The sequence below is a fragment of the Allomesorhizobium aridi genome, assembly GCF_043769475.1.
Classification (GTDB): Bacteria; Pseudomonadota; Alphaproteobacteria; order Rhizobiales; family Rhizobiaceae; genus Allomesorhizobium.
The window spans coordinates 3,250,908-3,266,971 of sequence record NZ_CP171729.1 but is presented as its reverse complement, the minus strand read 5'-3'; the positions used below and the strand labels follow the sequence as shown (position 1 = coordinate 3,266,971).

Genomic DNA, 16,064 nt, shown 5'->3' with positions numbered 1-16,064 from the left:
GAGTAGGGAGTAGGGCAAGCATTCTGACAGGCTGGGATCAGTCCTACTGCCCTACTGCCTTAAAAATGATTCCCGCTCCTGCCTTCTGGGCAGGCGGCGTCGAATTTCTGGCGGGCTTCGTTGACGCGGGCTGTGTTCTTGCGCGCCCATTCGCCGAGCGCGTTGACCGGCTCCAGAAGCTCGAAGCCGAGGTCGGTCAATTCGTAGTCGACCCGGGGCGGGATGGTTGGGTATTGCGTGCGCGTGACGAAGCCGTCGCGCTCGAGGCCGCGCAGCGTGGTCGTCAGCATTTTCTGCGAGATGCCGCCGACGGCGGCGCGCAATTCGCTGAAGCGCATGCGGCCCGTGCCCAGCTTACCGACCACCAGCACAGTCCATTTGTCGCCGACGCGCTGCAGGATTTCGCTGACGGCGCGGCAATCCTCACTGCGGTGAACGTGCCTTGGTTTCAAAAAAGTGCCTCCTTGCGAGGGATTTTGATGGTCTCTTATATAGTGTCGGTATCCAATTTATACCAACGCAAGAGGTGAAACCATGACCAAACCCAAGATCGGCATCGTGATCGGCTCGACCCGCGAAGCCAGATTTGCCGACAAGCCCACTGAATGGATCGCCAGCATAGCAAAGGCGCGCGGCGATCTCGACATCGAAATCGTCGACCTGCGCGACTACCCGATGCCCTTCTTCGAGGAGGCGAAGTCGCCGGCGTGGGCAGCGCCTGAAAGCGAGGCCGCCCGCAAGTGGGGCGCCAAGGTCGCGGAACTCGACGGCTTCATCTTCACGGCCGCCGAATACAATCACGGGCCCACCGCGGTGTTGAAGAACGCGATCGACTACGCAGGCCGCGAATGGAACCGCAAGCCGGTCTCCTTCATCGGCTATGGCGGGGTCGGCGGCGCGCGCGCCATCGAGCAGCTTCGCCAGGTCGCGATCGAGATGCAGATGGCGCCGACCAAGGCCGCCGTGCACATCCTCTGGCCGGACTATCTCGCGGTGCTGCAGGGCAAGAAGCTGGAAGAGCTCGACCATCTCAACCAGGCAGCCGGCGCCATGCTCGACGACGTCGCCTGGTGGGCCAAGGTGCTGAAGGCGGCGCGGGACAAGGATGCGGTGATTTCGGAAGTGAAGGCGGCTTAAAGCGAATAGCGAATAGGGAGTAGCGAATAGGGAAAGGTTCTTGTCTTCAGGCCCAAAGCCGGGACAATGCTATTCGCTATTCGCTATTCGCTACTCGACTTAATGCCCACCACCCTGCCGCCGGTGCACCCCGGGCAGGCGGGTGGCGAGGACCTTGTCGATGCGGCGGCCGTCGAGGTCGACGACCTCGAAGCGCCAGCCCTGGGCGTCGACGCTTTCGCCGGTGGCCGGCAGATGGTGCAGGTGCGACAGCACGTAGCCGGCGACCGTCTCGTAGTCGCGGTTGTCGGGCAGGTCGATGCCGAGGTGGTCTCGCATCTCGTCGGCCTGCATGTAGCCGGCGAGGAGCCATGAACCGTCCTCGCGCTGCACGGCGTAGGGTTCGCCCTCTTCGGCGTCGGCGCGAAACACGCCGGTGATCGCCTCGAGGATATCGGCGGGCGTCACGATGCCTTCGAAGTGCCCATACTCGTCATGCACCAGCGCGACCGGCACTTCGGATTCGCGCAGCGTGGCGAGCACGTCGAGCGCGTCGGCCTGGTCATGCACGATGGGCGCTTCCCGCACGTGCCGGCGCGGATCGAAGGCGCGACCCGCCAGCATGGCGGCCAAAATCTCGCGGGTCTGCACCACGCCGACCATGGCGTCGACACTGCCTTCGCCGACCGGCAGGCGCGAATGCTGCGTCTCCATCAGCATCTTGCGCGCGGTCGGCTCGTCCCATTGCAGGTTCATCCAGTCGACTTCGGTGCGCGGCGTCATGACGGCGCGGACCGCGCGGTCGCCGAGCCGCATCACGCCGGCGATCATGCGGCGCTCGTCGGATTCGATAGTGCCGTGATGCTCGGCCTCGGCGACCAGCATCTTGATCTCCTCGTCGGTTACCTTTTCCTCGCTCTCGCCGCGCTGGCCAAGCAGCCACAGAACGCCGCGGCCGGAAATATCGAGCAGCCAGACCAGCGGTGCGCCGATCTTGGACAGGATGGTCATGGCCGGCGCCACCCTGACGGCGACGCCTTCCGGATTGCGCAGGGCGATCTGCTTGGGCACGAGTTCGCCGATGATCAGCGAGCCGTAGGTGATGAGGGCGACGACCACGCCGACGCCGAGCGCGTTGGCGATATTGGCGGAGACGCCGGCCGATATCAGCGTGCCGGTCAGGCGAAGGCCGAGCGTGGCGCCGGAAAAGGCGCCGGAAAGCACGCCGACAAGCGTGATGCCGATCTGGACGGTGGACAGGAATTTTCCCGGATCGGCGCCCAGCGCCAGAGCGCGTCCCGCGCCCTTGATGTTGCGGTCGATCATGGATTTGAGCCGGGCGGGCCGCGACGAGACAATGGCAAGCTCGGACATCGCCAGGAGGCCGTTGACGCAGATGAGGACGACCACGATGCCGATTTCAAGATACAACATGGTTTTCCAATAGCATCACGGTGGCGGCTTCGGGAAGGTGCCCGGGGAGGTAGAGCGATGTGGGGGGTGATCTGGCAGGTGTCGTGGCTGAATCCGACGCCGCGGTCGAGCTTGCCGAGCCGCGTCATAACCGGCGACGAGAATGGGGCCGTGATCCTCTGGCTAGTTTCCCGTCACGACCTGAATATAGTTCACCGTCTCTAGCGGCAGTTTTTTACGCCGACCGAACATGCATTTTTCGCCGCAGTTGTAACCGGTCAGCGTCTGTTTCACATCGCCACCTGACAATCTGAGCAGGTGTTTGAGTTCTTTGACGCCAGCCTCCGCCCCGGTACGACAGTTAATTAGCTGCTTGGTCGAGTAACCGTGTTTGGCACCCGTACCTGGCATGACCTGCATCACGCCCAGGGCGCCGGCCGATGATTTAGCACCACAGTTACCGCGTGATTCCTGCTTGGCCACTCGCAGAGCCAGATCCACTGGCACCTGGTGGATCCTGGCCGCACGTATGACTTCCTGATATCCGGGTTTTGCTATCTCGACGCCGGATACACGGGGGACAGATTGGGATAGAGTGGGGTTGTCGGCGTTGCCGATACCAAACAGAGAGGACAGTCGCCACTGTTCCTCGAGCGGGGTCTGTCCGGTATAGGCTGCCTTGACCGTCCTGGTTTGCGTCGTCTCCAAGATGATTTTGGTTCTGGTCTTTGGCTTTTGTTTTGGCTTGTCGACTGATACTTTTATTTCCTCGCGCTTCTCGTCGCGTGGTTCTTGATATTCCAGCTTTTGGATTTCATCCACCTTCGAGAAGATAAATGGGATTGGAATCTGTGGGTGGGTGGGACCAAATCGTTCGTCTGGGCCGAACCTGGCGGCGATGGGTGTGGGCCGTTTACCCAATCGTTCGCGCCTGATCGATTGTGTGTGTTCGGTCGAGGGTTGAAGCCGTGCCCCCGTATCTGAGTACGGGCAGCTCAGCAGTGACGCGAGCAGGCAGACGGCTGCCGACATTGGTGATGTCCCACCGGCTTGATAATTACCCTCTCCGAGTCGGTTCTACCCCCTCACTTTCAAAAAAAGCGAACGGCGACTCATCTGCCTCCCCTACAGGAGCAGTATTTCAATGAAATCGACCCAAAGACAAAGCTTAAAGCTTACGCCGTGAGGCGCCGCTGCGCGGAATTGGCTGAACCTGTTGCAAAGAAGAAACAATGAGCGCTCGCGCCTCGCTGCCGCCAAAACTCGGCGAGATCGAGAACCCGGACGGGTCGGGGGTAGAACCGCATCCGACCAGGGGACGACGCTCTATGGCCGGAGCACGCCGATCGTCGCCATACCGTCGGTGAAATACGGATCGCCGCCGCCATTGCGCCCGGTTTTGGTCGGCCCGACGCCTTTTTCACTGTAAGTCGAGGCGAACTGGCCTGCGGTTTCCAGCCCGCTCATCAGGAAGTCGCGCTCGGCGTCGAGGTCTGGCCCGATGTGATGCGTGATCTGGCCGGTGTCGTGGCTGAATCCGACGCCACGGTCGTAGCTTGACGAACCGAGCCAGAGCGGTCGTCCATCGGGAGCGGGGTCGGGCATCAGCCAGAAGCGGACATGATGACGGTGGTCGGCGCTTTTGCCGACGGACTTTTCGAACGCCAGATCCTGCCTGCGCCCGTCGAATACAAGCGTACTGACCGGCGCGTCCGAATAGGGCCGGTCGAAGAGCACGCTTTCGCCGATCTCCAGGCTGGAGCGCCATGTGATGGCGTCCGCGGCGCTCCAGCCTGCGGCGGCGAAGGCGTGCAACAGTTCGGGCTTCGAGCCGACGAGCCCGACATTGATGGGGTCGCCGGGAATGCCCTGCGGCGTCGTGGTCACCATCTTGTCCGGGAGCATGGTGTCCCCGCGATCGAGCCACGACCAGAATTCCGGCGCTACAAGATAGGCGAATGCGCCATAGGCGAGGCTGAGCACCAGCACCCAGCCCGCTACCCGCGTTTGCATTCTGCGTCGACGCATTTTGCTCCGCCCAGTTGCGTGGGGCAGGAGATTAAGCTTGCTGGCGAGCCGTTGCAAAGGATGGACTGATCCAGCGATCGCTTGACAATCGAAACTTTGCGCTGCCCCTCATCCGCCTGCCGGCACCTTCTCCCCGTATAGAGACGGGGAGAAGGAAGCCAGACGCCGTTCACTTACACGCGACGTAGCCGTTCTTGCGCGGCATGATGTCGAAGTGGAAATGGTTGCGGTGGTCGTAATCGTAGCCGGGGCCGAGCACTGTCGTGAAATAATCGCAGCCGTCGGCGCGGACAGTGTTCAGAAAGCCGCGCTGGCGGAAGGCGAACCAGCCGGGCTTGCGCACGTCGATGTCCTTGCCGTTGTTCAGCTCGATGCGCATGATGTCCAGCGCATTGCCCACCGAATGCTGGGATGGTTTTCCACGCGAGCCGCGGATGTTGCGGCAGGAATAGCTCGATCCCTGGTGGATGGTTTTCACGCCGGAGAGATAGCGCCAGCGCGCCGACGGGACGAGTTCTTTCCTGGTCCAGCGCGCGAAAGTGGCGGCCATCTCGCAGGAGAGCGTCGCTGCCGGCTTCATCTGGACGCGGCCGATGGCCGAGACTTCGACCGGGAAATCGATGCGGCAGGCGCCGCCGTCGTCGATCGGCGCGAGGCTCCTGAACTGCACGCCAAGCTTCTGCAGGTCGCGGCGGCAGGCGATATCGTCCGCGGACATTGTCAGTGTTGGCGCGGCGGGCGTTTCCAGCCGGGGATAGGCGGCCATCATCGGATTGGAGGGGACCAGGCTTTGCAGGCCGCGCGCTGGGACCGCCGCGGTCTGCGCGCCGACATCGACGTCGGGGCGGAGCGACATGACATCGTCGGTGGTGCAGGCCGAAAGCGCGGCGAGCAGAATGAGGGCGCCGCCGCACCATATGGCGCGGGCGCGCGGCAAAGGTATGCCCATCGACCGGTTCCCTGTCCCGAGGTCTTCGAGCCTAGCGGAGAAGCGTAAAGGAAAGGTCAGCGGCTATCTTTACGCCTGCGGCGGGATTGGGGCGGGGATTCAGGTGAGGCCGGCCTGCAAATGGCGGCTTTCTGCGCTTCCGGTGCTCACGGACCTAAATGTCCGCTCCGCTCCGGTTCTCGAAATCCGCCATTTTCGCCTCGGCCTGACCTGAATCCCAAGGACGGGGCGACGGAATTACTGGCAGAACGTCCCGCCGTTGCGGCGCGGGGCGAGGTCGAAGTGGAAATGCAGCGCGTGGTCGGCGTCGCTGCCCGGTCCGAGAACGGTCTTGAACGGCCCGCAGGCGGCCTTGCGGATCGCGCCGAGGAATTTTGCCGCCTTCGGGCCGGGCGCGGGCTTCACGTCGACGGCCGTTCCCTTCGACAGGGTGAAGCGGGCAATGTCCAGCGCGTTGCCGAAGGCGTGCTCCGACAGTTTCGAGCCGCCATTGCGCGGGCGGCAGACGTAGGCCGAGGCGTGGCCGATGGATTTGAGTTCCTCGCCATATTCGGCTTTGGCCGCGGGCGAGAGGATGTCGGTCGCGAAACGGGCGGCGGCTTCGGCCATGGCGCAGTTCATCAGCGCCTCCGGCTCGAGCGATATTGTCGCGCTGAGCTTTGTCAGTGCGAGCGGGTAGGGCAGGGCGCAGCCAGCCGGATCGCTTTGCGCCGGGCGCTCCTCGAACGCTACGCCGAGTTCTCGCAGCCGCGCGCGGCAGGCGGTTTCGTCGGGCGGGATGATGTCGAAGCGCGGCATCGCCGAGCGCGGGTCGGGAGGTAGCTTGGGTAGGTCGGGGGTTTTGTCGGTGGCCGGCCCCGGCTTCGCGGCCGGCTCACCGGGTTTTCGCTCCGGGACGGGAGGATCGGCGGCGGGCAGCGCCTGCTTTTCCACGGAGCCGCCGGCGTTAGGGCCGACCGGACCTTCGCCAGCAGCCGGCGCTTGCCCAGGCAGCGCAGGCTTATCGGCGTCCTGCGAAGCCGGGCCAGCCGGCGGCCGAGCATCCGGCGCAGGTGCATCGTCGGGCTTCGGCTCGGGCACTGGCGGCTCACCGAGCCGCTCGGGCGGGATGTTGCCGGCGGGCGGCGGGTGGACTTCGGGAACCGGAACCTTGTCGGGCAGGTTGGGGGTCTGGGCCTGCGCAACGCCGATGCAAGCCGCCGAAAGGGCGAGGAGGACGGCAAATTCTCGGAGTTGGACCAGGCGCGGGAAGATCATCGGGGCCAGAACGGCCGATTGCCGCCGAAGGTTGCCGGCCGCGCGCGCGGCGGCGATCACGATCGATTACCTACGATCACGCGCCGAGCGCTTCCAGCCCTTCCTCGAGCCAGTCGCCCAGAAGCGGCATGCCGAGCAGATATTTCGACGTGCGCCGGTTGCCGCGCTGGCGCGCCTCGTTCACCGCCTCGGTCCACTCGTCGGCGTCGTAATCGCCGCGGCCGATCCACATCAGCGCGATCAGCTCGGCGGCCTCGTCGACGTTCAGGTCGTCGATGAGCTGGCGCAGTTCCTCGGCGGTCAGGTCGTCGGTCTTTTCCTCGGCCAGGCCGTCATGATGGTGGTTGTCGCGGGAGTTGCCGTCGAGCTCGACCTCGTGTTCGCTGCCGTCTGCGTAGTCTTCGTTGACCGCAGCGCTGATCGCCTTGGCCTTTTCGATGAAAAGGCGAACCGTGTCAGGACCGATGGTCAGATCCCATTCTCTGTCGAGCTGCTGCTGCAAAATCTCCTCCTAACCCCCTGGCTGATGATAGCCGATTTAGCGGCAACGTCACGCGGCGATATTGGCGAGCCTTGCGGGCGATTGACAGGAGCGGGCCATCGCCTGAAATGGCGCGCTGCCTTCCTCCGGACGTGATTCTCCCATGACGCTGCTCCTGTCGCCCAAGATCGTGCCGGTGCTGCTCCTGCTCGCATCCAACGTCTTCATGACGTTCGCGTGGTACGGGCATCTGAAGTTCAAGGCGGCGCCTCTCTACGCAGTGGTCCTGTTCTCCTGGGGGATAGCGTTCCTGGAATACTGGCTGGCGGTGCCCGCCAACCGTATGGGCCATTCGGTCTATTCGGCCGCCGAACTGAAGACGATCCAGGAAGTGATCACGCTCGCCGTCTTCGTGGTCTTCTCGGTGTTTTATCTCAAGGAAGGCATCACCTGGAACCACGCGCTCGGGTTTGCGCTGATCGCCGGTGGCGCGGCGCTGATCTTTAGAGCCTGAATCAAAAAGGATGTTTTGATATCAAGCTCTTGCGAGCCTGCGTGTGAGCAGGCGAATGTGGGCGACGTATAACCAGGCTTCTGCGGAGGCGATGGATTTCTCCCAGTCCTTAGCCAGCCTGCGGCATCGCCCCAGCCATGCGAATGTGCGCTCCACGACCCAGCGGCGCGGCAGGACCTCGAAGCCTTTGGCTTTGTCCGTCCGCTTGACGATCTCCAGGGTGAACGTGCCGATCTTTTGCATCGCGCCCTTAAGCTTCGGCCCGGCATAGCCGCCGTCGGCGAAGACGTGTCGCAGCCACGGCCAGCGTTCGAGAATGGTCTTGAGGGCAGCCGGTGCGCCGTCCCGGTCCTGGATATCGGCGGCATGGACGACGAGACCGACCATCAGCCCGATGGTGTCGACAACGATGTGACGCTTGCGCCCGTTGATCTTCTTTCCTGCGTCGAAGCCCCGAATTCCGCCGCTTTCCGTGGTCTTGACCGATTGGCTGTCGATCACGCCCGCCGTCGGACTCGCTTCCCGACCCTCGGCCTCGCGCGCCGCCATGACGAGGCTGTTGCTGATGGTCCGCAACAGGCCCTCCTCACGCCAGCGATAGAAGTACTTCTGCACCGTTGAAAAGGGTGGGAAGTCTTTCGGCAGCAATCGCCACGCGCCGCCCGACGAGGCGAGGTAAAGAAGTGCGTTCACGACCTCGCGCAGGTCCGTCTTGCGCGGCCGGCCGATGCGGTTCGCCGACGGCATCATCGGCGCAATCAGCGCCCACTCCGCATCGGTCAGATCGCTTGCGTAACGGGCGCAACGCCGCTCATAATGCGCACGGGTGATTTCAGTCCAGGCCATCGTGATCTCCATCGAATCTCGCAAATCCGACGGAATCACAACCTGCTGAAATCACTCAACTCTTTTTGGAACGGACACTTAGAGCCTAATCCATTCCGGCAGAGCCGGAATGGGCCTCTGGTTTATCAGCCGCATGATCTTGTCCGAAAAGTCTGCAACTTTTCGGGATCATGCTAGGGCGTAGAAGGTTTCCGCGCGAGAAGTACCGGCAGCACCTCGACCGCGACGATCGCCGCAAAGATAAGGCCGCAGCCCAGAATGCCGGCGGCCGGAAGCCGCTCGCCCAGGAACCAGGCGCCGAAGAGGGCGGCGAACACCGCTTCCGAGGACAGGAAGATCGCCGCCTGCGGCGCCGTCGTGTAGCGCTGGCCGACCACCTGCAGGGTGAAGGCGATGCCGCCCGAAAAGACGCCGGCGTAGAGGATTTCCGGGCCGGCGCGGAGGATTGCGCTCCAGTCGAAAGGCTCGACAACCAGGGCGATTGCCATGCCGATGACGGCGCAGACGGCGAACTGGGTGACGGCGAGCGTCACCGGCCGGCCGGTAGGGCTGGCGCTGCGGCCGATATAGATGAGCTGGAGCGCGCAGAAGCCGGCGGCGAGAACGGTCAGCCAGTCGCCTATGGTCAGCGCCTCGATCGCTCCGCCGGACAGGAACCAGATGCCGGCGAGCGCGGTGAGTGCGGCCGGCCAGACCACCGGATGCGGCCAGCTGCGGAACAGGAGAACGGCGAAGAACGGCACCATCACGACGTAAAGGCCGGTGAGGAAGCCGGAATTGGTGACCGTGGTGGACAGGAGGCCAACCTGCTGGAAGCCGACAGCGCTGAACAGGAGCAGGCCGATCCGCAGGAACGCTGCCCAGTTGGCCGGCGTCAGCGGGCGATCGGCGCGCCGCGATTCACGTATCGCGAACGGCAGGATCGCAAGCGCGGCGATTGCGAAGCGCAGGCCGATGAACAGGAACGGCCCGATCGCGGCCATTGCGGTGGATTGGGCGACGAAGCCCATGCCCCACATGGCGCCGGCAAGCAGCAAAACGAGGTTGGCCTGAATGCGGGTCAATTCGGTTTCCGGCTGAAGAGAATTCGAATGGGACATCTACCAGCAGGGATCGCGACGGCAAGGGCCAGCGTGGCGCCGGCTTAGGGACAGCGCGATCCTGCCACTTCTGCGGCGTTGCTTTCGGCGGCCATGGTGGCAAGATGATTGCAACACGGCGGCAGAGGTGGGCAGAACGAAGCCTGGAAGAACAGCCGCGCCGAAACCGTTAATATCCCGATGCACCCATTGAGGAGGTTTCCCATGCAGAGCCGGTTTGTTATCAGCCTCGCCTCGCTTCTGGTCGCCGCGCCGCTCATCGTGGCGCCGGCATTTTCGGCCGGAGGCGGTGGCGGCGGCGATTCTGTTCCCCAGTGCAAGAGGGGCCAAGTCTATGACAAGAAGACCAAGAAATGCGTGCCGCAGCAGGGGCAGGGCGTCATCGACGACGACAGCCTTTACGCGACCGGTCGCCAGCTCGCGCTCGCCGGGCGCTATGACGAGGCGATCACCGTGCTCAGCCTGGCCGATAACAAGGCCGATCCGCGCATCCTGAACTATCTCGGTTATGCGCACCGCAAGCAGGGCCGTATTCTTGTCGGTCTCGGCTATTACCAGGAGGCGTTGAGGGCCGACCCCGACTACACGCAGGTTCGCGAATATCTCGGCGAAGCGCATCTGCAACTCGGCGATGTCGCCGCCGCGCGCGAGCAGCTTTCCGAAATCGAGAAGCGTTGCGGCACCGGCTGCGAGGAATATGCGGAATTGTCGGCGCAGATAGATGCGTATGTGAAGGGCAAAGGTTGAGCGGGCGCGTTAGGCAAAAACCCCCTCTCCGTCTCGGGCTTCGCCCGAGCCACCTCTCCCCGCTTCGCAGGGGCGAGGAACCCAAGCTGGAGGTAAGACGCTGCCTTCACCGCGCGGTTCCTCGCCCCCACAACGTGGGGGAGAGGTGCCGAGCGCAGCGAGGCGGAGAGGGGGCGGCAGACCGGCCCTCACCCTGCGCGCGACAGGCGGACGATGACACCGTCGCTTTCGTCGGTGAGCAGCCAGATCGAGCCGTCGGGGGCGAGGTTGACGTCGCGGATGCGGCCGAACTCGCCTTCGAACATGCGCTCCTCGCCGGTTATCTTGCCGGACGCGTCGCGCTTCAAACGCGAGACCAACTGGAACTTCAGTGCGCCCGCGATCAGGTCGCCGTTCCATTCCGGAAACATCTCGCCCTGGTAGCTGATGAGGCCTGAGGGGGCGATCGACGGATCCCAGTAGAACAGCGGCTGCTCGTAGCCTTCCGCCTCGGTACCGACGCCGATCTTCTTGCCGGAGTAATGGACGCCGTAGGAGATGACCGGCCAGCCGTAATTCTTGCCGGCCTCGGGGCGGTTGACCTCGTCGCCGCCCCTGGAGCCGTGCTCGACCGTGACGAGCCCGTCGGTCGCCGGATCGAATGTCGCGCCCTGGACGTTGCGGTGGCCCTTGGACCAGATTTCGGGGAGGTGTTTTGAGCCATCGGGCGACGGATTGTCGGCCGGTATCGAGCCGTCAGGATTGATGCGCAATATCGAGCCGCGATGATCGTTCATGTCCTGCGCGCGCTCGTCCGAGCCGCGGTCGCCGAGGGTGACGAACAAGGTGCCGTCCGGCCGGAACACGATGCGCGAGCCGAAATGATGGCGGGTGCGGGACTTCTTCGACATCGAGAAGATCGTCTCCATGTCCTCGAGGCGGGCGGTTGCGCCGTCGCGAACGAGCTTCGCCCGCGCCACCGCCGTGCCGGCGCCGCCGCTGCCAGGCTCGGAAAAGCTGAAGAAAACGAGGCCGGAGGAGGCGAAATCGGGCGAGACGGCGATGTCGAGCAGACCGCCCTGGCCGCGCGCCGCGACGTCGGGCACGCCCTCGACCGGACCGGAAAGCTCGCCGTCCGAGAGGATGCGGATGCGGCCCGGACGCTCGGTGACGATGACATCGCCATCGGGCAGGAAGTCGAGGCCCCAGGGATGTTCGAGGCCGTCGGCGACGATGTCGGCGCGGACTGCGACCTCTTCGGTTTTCAGCGTTCGGCTTTCGGCCATGGTCGGCAGGGCGATTGAGGCGGATAGCGCCGCCGAAAGCAGCGCGCGCGAGAGGTTCTGTCTGATCCCGGTCATGGTTTCGACATAGGCATCGAGGCGCGCCAGACAAGAAACCTTCGCGGCGGGAGCGGCAGAAACCCAGCTGTCCGCGATCACAGATGGGTGTATGGTGACGAGAGGCAGTAGGCAATGGGCAGTAGGGAGGAGGCAGTAGGCAGCGTGATTCCGGTTGCCGATTGCCCATTGCCCACCGCCATTGCCACGGGCTTGCCCGCCTGTCATTTTTTCGCGTGAAAATGCGCGCGAGCTTGCTATATTGGGATAAATTGAGCTGAGAACGGTTCCGTCGCCAAGGCTGCTGGACCGTTTTCTTTTTTTGCCCGCCACCGTCCCGCGAAGAGCCGGACGGGGCGGAATCATGGGAATGAAAGGCCGATTGCAATGAATAAGGTGCCGATGACCGCCAGCGGATTCGAAGCTCTCAAGGAAGAGCTGCGGTGGCGTCAGCAGGACGAGCGCCCGCGCATCATCGAGGCGATCTCCGAAGCGCGCTCGCATGGCGACCTCTCCGAAAACGCCGAATACCACGCCGCGAAGGAAGCGCAGAGCCTCAATGAAGGCCGCGTGCACGAGCTCGAGGATCTGGTGGCGCGCGCGGAAGTCATCGATATCTCGAAGCTCTCCGGCGACAAGATCAAGTTCGGCGCGACCGTGAAGCTGGTCGACGAGGACACGGAAGAGGAAAAGACCTACCAGATCGTCGGCGACCAGGAGGCCGACGTGAAGTCTGGCCGTATCTCGATCTCGTCGCCGATCGCGCGCGCGCTGATCGGCAAGGAAGTCGGCGAGACCATCGAGGTCAATGCGCCCGGCGGCCCGCGCGGCTACGAAGTCGTCCAGGTGCAGTTTATCTGAGGTGGACGCACGCATCGAGGCCGGCGGCCGGCGCGTTGCGGCTCCGGACATGGCCCGGGTGGAGGTCGTCGCTCCCAATCTGAAGCGGCGGCTTTCCGGTGTTACAAGCACGATCATCCAGCTCGTGCCGCTGCAGGCGCAGACGGTCGGGATTGCTACGCTCGGCCCCGGCCTGCCAGACAGCCTGCCGAAGATGCGGTGGTGGCAGGTTTTCTCACTGCTGAAGCGGCCGGCCTCCGGGCGCAAGCGCATCTGGCATGCGCGGCGCAACACCGAGATGACCGCCGGGCTAATCCTGAAAAGCATATTCCGCGCGCCGCTGAAGCTCGTTTTCACCTCGGCCGCGCAACGCGACCACAGGCCGTTCACCAAATGGCTGATCCGGCGGATGGACGCGGTGATCGCGACCAGCGCCCGCTCGGGCGGATTCCTCGAGGCGTCGCATACGGTGGTCATGCACGGGATCGATCTCGACCAGTTCCACCCGCCCAAGGACAGAGGCGACGAATTCGCCGCGTCCGGCCTGCCCGGAAAATGTGCCGTCGGCTGTTTCGGCCGCGTCCGTCACCAGAAGGGCACCGACCTCTTCGTCGACGCGATGATTGCGCTTTTGCCGCATTATCTCGACTGGACAGCTGTGATTTCCGGGCGCGTCACGACGGAGCAGAAGGACTTCGGCGAAGAACTCGAAAACCGGGTGGCGAAGGCCGGCCTTGCGGACCGCGTCGTTTTTCTGGGCGAAGTTGCGGATATAAAGTCGTGGTACAGGCTCGTCTCGCTCTATGTCGCGCCCTCGCGCAACGAAGGCTTCGGGCTGACGCCGCTTGAGGCGATGGCTTCGCAGACCGCAGTGGTGGCAAGCGACGCCGGCGCCTATGCCGAGATGATCGTGCCCGGCGTCACCGGCGCGGTGGTTGCGGCGGGCGACGGTAACGCTCTCACCGAAGCGATCCGTCCCTATCTCGCCGACCCGACGCTGGCCGAGGCGCACGGTGCGAACGCGCTGGCGCATGTGACGGAGCGCTTTCCGCTGCAGCGCGAAGCCGACGGCGTCCGCGCCGTCTACGAACAGGTCTGGGCGCAGGGATGACTGCGACGCCGGAGATACGCGCCGAGGCCTTCATCATCCATCTCGCGCGGGCGGAACTGCGCAAGCCTCAGGTCGAGCGGCTGGCGGCCACGCTGCCGCTGCCGGTCAACATACTCGACGCTGTCGACGGGATGGCGCTCACCGAGGACGAGGCGAATGCGATCTATCGCCACCATCTCCACCGTCCGCGCTATCCTTTCGCGCTACGCAAGGCCGAGATCGGCTGTTTCCTGTCGCACCGCAAGGCCTGGCGGGCGATCGTCGACGGCGGGCTCGACGCCGGGCTGATCATCGAGGACGATGTCGAGCCCGACGAAGAACTGTTCGTGCCGGCGCTGGCGCTGGCCATGAAGACGATCCGGCCGGGCGATTACATCCGCTTTCCCTATCGCAGCCACACCGACAGCGGAGCGGAGGTTGCGAAAGCCGGCGGCGTGGCGCTGGTCGAGCCCGGCCATACCGGGCTGGGCATGCAGATGCAGCTTGTCGGCCGGCAGGCGGCAGCCGAACTTCTGAAAGCGACCGAGACTTTCGACCGTCCGGTCGATACGACCATCCAGATGCGCTGGCTTGCAGACATCCGCGTCCTGGCAGTGCGGCCGCCGGCGGTCCGGCAGATCGGCCACCTGCTCGGTGGAACCATCGTGCAGAAAAAGTCGAAGCCGCTCGGCGAGATCCTGTCGCGGGAGGTCAAAAGGGCGTGGTACCGGCTGGCGTTGCGCGCGGCGGCGATCGGCAGAAGGTGACAGCCGTGGCGCGCAGAACGCTAAGCGTTCCAATCCATTGGCAGCTGTGGTCCTAAGAGATTCGGTTTGCGGTCGAGCCATGCAACGTTTTAAACAACGCGACCGCCGGGGCCCGATGGGACGGCCAGGAGAACCCAGTGGCATGAGCGGAAAAGGCTCTAGAAAAAGATTATTCATTGTCGGCAATGGTCCGCTGCCCTTCGATATGTCGGAACGCGTCGACGCCAGCGATCATGTGGTTCGCTTCAACGAGCCGAAGGCATCGATCGGAATGAGCGGCACGAAGACCGATTGGCTGTTTGTCTGCAATACGGGAAACCCGATGCAGCGGCGGCTGAAAAATCCCGATTACCCAACGTCACCGATCGTGCAGGCGGCGGATCTCGTCATTCTCGTCTCGCATCCGATAGCCGTGCAGAAGTACGGCCTACGGCCGAACTTCCTCTCCTGGATCAAGGGGCGGCGCGCCGAGTGGACATGGCCGGCGCTGATGATGTACGGCGCGGCCGGCAAGACGGTCGCCGTCCTTCCTCCGGCCTTCTACGAAGAGGGTTGCCTGGAATTGGGCCTCGAGCCGTATTCCCTGATTAAAATTCGAAGGTTTCCAAGCACCGGATATTTCGGTATCCGGTATGCGCTCGCGCGACTTCCGGCCGATGAGTGGGACGTGGAAATCGCCGGCTTCGACTGGCAAGGCTGGCAACGGCATGCTTGGGGCGACGAACGCGCGTGGATCGAAGGCAAGGCCAAGGAACGCAATATTCGGATCTGGCCGACAGAAGACGAGAAGCGTGCGTCAACAAGCGCAGAAGGATGATTCATGAATAAGTTCGACATCTACATCGGTTGGGATTCCCGCGAGCCAATCGCCTATGACGTTGCGAAAAAAAACATTGATCGAGCGGGCGAGCATCCCGGTCGAAGTGCACGCCATCAAGCTCCCCGAACTGGTGGAAAAGGGCGCCTATACCCGCGAGGTGGACCCGCTGGCCTCGACCGAATTCACCTATTCGCGCTTCTTCACGCCGTGGCTCGCCGGCTACAAGGGCTGGGCGCTGTTTTGCGATTGCGACTTCCTGTTCCTCGACGACATCGCCAAGCTGACCGAATATCTGGACCCGTCGAAGGCGGTGCTGTGCGTCAAGCACGACTACACGCCGAAGGCGACCATCAAGATGGACGGCAAGGTGCAGACCAATTACCCGCGCAAGAACTGGTCGTCCTTCATGCTGTTCAACTGCGAACACCCGTCCACGAAAACCTTGACGCCGGAAGTGATCAACAGCCAGACAGGAGCCTATCTGCATCGCATGCAGTGGGCGGCCGACGACGAAATCGGAGCATTGCCGGAGCGGTGGAACTGGCTGGAGGGCTGGAACGAAAAACCGGCCACCGGCACGCCGGGCGCCGTCCATTTCACCAACGGGGGCCCATGGTTCAAGGACTGGCAGAACGTCGACTACGGCGACGAATGGCGGGCCGAAGCTTCCAAGGTCGATCCCAACTGGAAGCCGATCTGAGGCTTTCGGCAGGCGATGCGCGGCCGCCGCGAAAGGCGGTCGCGCGAACGACGATTTGCGAAACTGAGCGCCTTGCC

The 16,064-nt window shown here is 63.7% G+C and carries 17 protein-coding genes and 1 pseudogene; 8 read left to right on the top strand and 10 right to left on the bottom strand.

Annotated features, from left to right (window positions below; all coding sequences use genetic code 11):
- Positions 1–59: 59 nt before the first annotated feature.
- Positions 60–452 (bottom strand): winged helix-turn-helix transcriptional regulator, encoded by a 393-nt coding sequence (locus ACG873_RS18055; RefSeq protein ID WP_394886421.1) that lies wholly within the window; start codon positions 450–452, stop codon positions 60–62.
- A gap of 82 nt (positions 453–534) precedes the next feature.
- Between ACG873_RS18055 and ACG873_RS18050 the strand changes: the two genes are divergently transcribed.
- On the top strand, positions 535–1,137 hold the full coding sequence (locus ACG873_RS18050) for an NADPH-dependent FMN reductase (protein ID WP_394886420.1): 603 nt from the start codon (positions 535–537) through the stop codon (positions 1,135–1,137).
- Positions 1,138–1,236: 99 nt separating this feature from the next.
- Here ACG873_RS18050 and ACG873_RS18045 read toward each other — a convergent pair whose 3' ends face one another.
- The 6 genes from ACG873_RS18045 to ACG873_RS18020 all read right to left on the bottom strand — a co-directional run bounded on the left by ACG873_RS18045 (position 1,237) and on the right by ACG873_RS18020 (position 7,265).
- Positions 1,237–2,550, bottom strand: coding sequence for a hemolysin family protein (locus tag ACG873_RS18045; protein ID WP_394886418.1), 1,314 nt, complete (start codon positions 2,548–2,550; stop codon positions 1,237–1,239).
- A gap of 162 nt (positions 2,551–2,712) precedes the next feature.
- Entirely contained in the window at positions 2,713–3,561 is an 849-nt protein-coding gene (locus tag ACG873_RS18040; protein WP_394886417.1) for a lytic transglycosylase domain-containing protein, read from the bottom strand.
- A gap of 294 nt (positions 3,562–3,855) precedes the next feature.
- Positions 3,856–4,557 carry an LssY C-terminal domain-containing protein gene (locus tag ACG873_RS18035; RefSeq protein ID WP_394886415.1) on the bottom strand — a complete coding sequence of 234 codons (702 nt, stop codon included), beginning with the start codon at positions 4,555–4,557 and terminating at the stop codon, positions 3,856–3,858.
- Between the two features lie 169 nt (positions 4,558–4,726).
- On the bottom strand, positions 4,727–5,506 hold the full coding sequence (locus ACG873_RS18030; RefSeq protein WP_394886414.1) for an extensin family protein: 780 nt from the start codon (positions 5,504–5,506) through the stop codon (positions 4,727–4,729).
- Between the two features lie 237 nt (positions 5,507–5,743).
- A complete protein-coding gene (locus ACG873_RS18025; protein WP_394886412.1) occupies positions 5,744–6,823 on the bottom strand; it encodes an extensin family protein in 1,080 nt (359 codons plus the stop codon).
- A gap of 16 nt (positions 6,824–6,839) precedes the next feature.
- Positions 6,840–7,265, bottom strand: a complete 426-nt coding sequence (locus tag ACG873_RS18020; protein WP_394886411.1) for a DUF3775 domain-containing protein — start codon at positions 7,263–7,265, stop codon at positions 6,840–6,842.
- A 142-nt stretch (positions 7,266–7,407) separates the two neighbouring features.
- Here ACG873_RS18020 and ACG873_RS18015 point away from each other — a divergent pair, with 142 nt between their 5' ends.
- Positions 7,408–7,758, top strand: a complete 351-nt coding sequence (locus ACG873_RS18015) for a DMT family protein (RefSeq protein ID WP_394886409.1) — start codon at positions 7,408–7,410, stop codon at positions 7,756–7,758.
- A 21-nt stretch (positions 7,759–7,779) separates the two neighbouring features.
- On the opposite strand, the gene ACG873_RS18010 is transcribed toward ACG873_RS18015, so the two are convergent.
- Entirely contained in the window at positions 7,780–8,604 is an 825-nt protein-coding gene (locus ACG873_RS18010) for an IS5 family transposase (RefSeq protein WP_394885740.1), read from the bottom strand.
- A 173-nt stretch (positions 8,605–8,777) separates the two neighbouring features.
- Complete coding sequence (locus ACG873_RS18005) at positions 8,778–9,668, bottom strand: DMT family transporter (protein WP_394886407.1); 891 nt, start codon at positions 9,666–9,668, stop codon at positions 8,778–8,780.
- Between the two features lie 240 nt (positions 9,669–9,908).
- Here ACG873_RS18005 and ACG873_RS18000 point away from each other — a divergent pair, with 240 nt between their 5' ends.
- Positions 9,909–10,451 (top strand): tetratricopeptide repeat protein, encoded by a 543-nt coding sequence (locus ACG873_RS18000; protein WP_394886405.1) that lies wholly within the window; start codon positions 9,909–9,911, stop codon positions 10,449–10,451.
- A 188-nt stretch (positions 10,452–10,639) separates the two neighbouring features.
- Here ACG873_RS18000 and ACG873_RS17995 read toward each other — a convergent pair whose 3' ends face one another.
- Positions 10,640–11,791 carry a PQQ-dependent sugar dehydrogenase gene (locus tag ACG873_RS17995; protein ID WP_394886404.1) on the bottom strand — a complete coding sequence of 384 codons (1,152 nt, stop codon included), beginning with the start codon at positions 11,789–11,791 and terminating at the stop codon, positions 10,640–10,642.
- Between the two features lie 366 nt (positions 11,792–12,157).
- Between ACG873_RS17995 and greA the strand changes: the two genes are divergently transcribed.
- From greA to ACG873_RS17970, 5 genes and pseudogenes are all read left to right on the top strand, one after another.
- On the top strand, positions 12,158–12,631 hold the full coding sequence (gene greA, locus ACG873_RS17990) for a transcription elongation factor GreA (RefSeq protein WP_008835664.1): 474 nt from the start codon (positions 12,158–12,160) through the stop codon (positions 12,629–12,631).
- Positions 12,632–12,680: 49 nt separating this feature from the next.
- A complete protein-coding gene (locus ACG873_RS17985) occupies positions 12,681–13,721 on the top strand; it encodes a glycosyltransferase family 4 protein (protein ID WP_394893578.1) in 1,041 nt (346 codons plus the stop codon).
- Positions 13,718–14,467 (top strand): glycosyltransferase family 25 protein, encoded by a 750-nt coding sequence (locus ACG873_RS17980; protein ID WP_394886402.1) that lies wholly within the window; start codon positions 13,718–13,720, stop codon positions 14,465–14,467. Before ACG873_RS17985 ends, ACG873_RS17980 begins: the two co-directional genes overlap by 4 nt.
- A 142-nt stretch (positions 14,468–14,609) precedes the next feature.
- On the top strand, positions 14,610–15,284 hold the full coding sequence (locus ACG873_RS17975) for a hypothetical protein (protein WP_394886400.1): 675 nt from the start codon (positions 14,610–14,612) through the stop codon (positions 15,282–15,284).
- A gap of 3 nt (positions 15,285–15,287) precedes the next feature.
- A pseudogene (locus ACG873_RS17970) lies at positions 15,288–15,987 on the top strand (glycosyltransferase).
- The last annotated feature ends 77 nt before the right edge of the window (positions 15,988–16,064 follow it).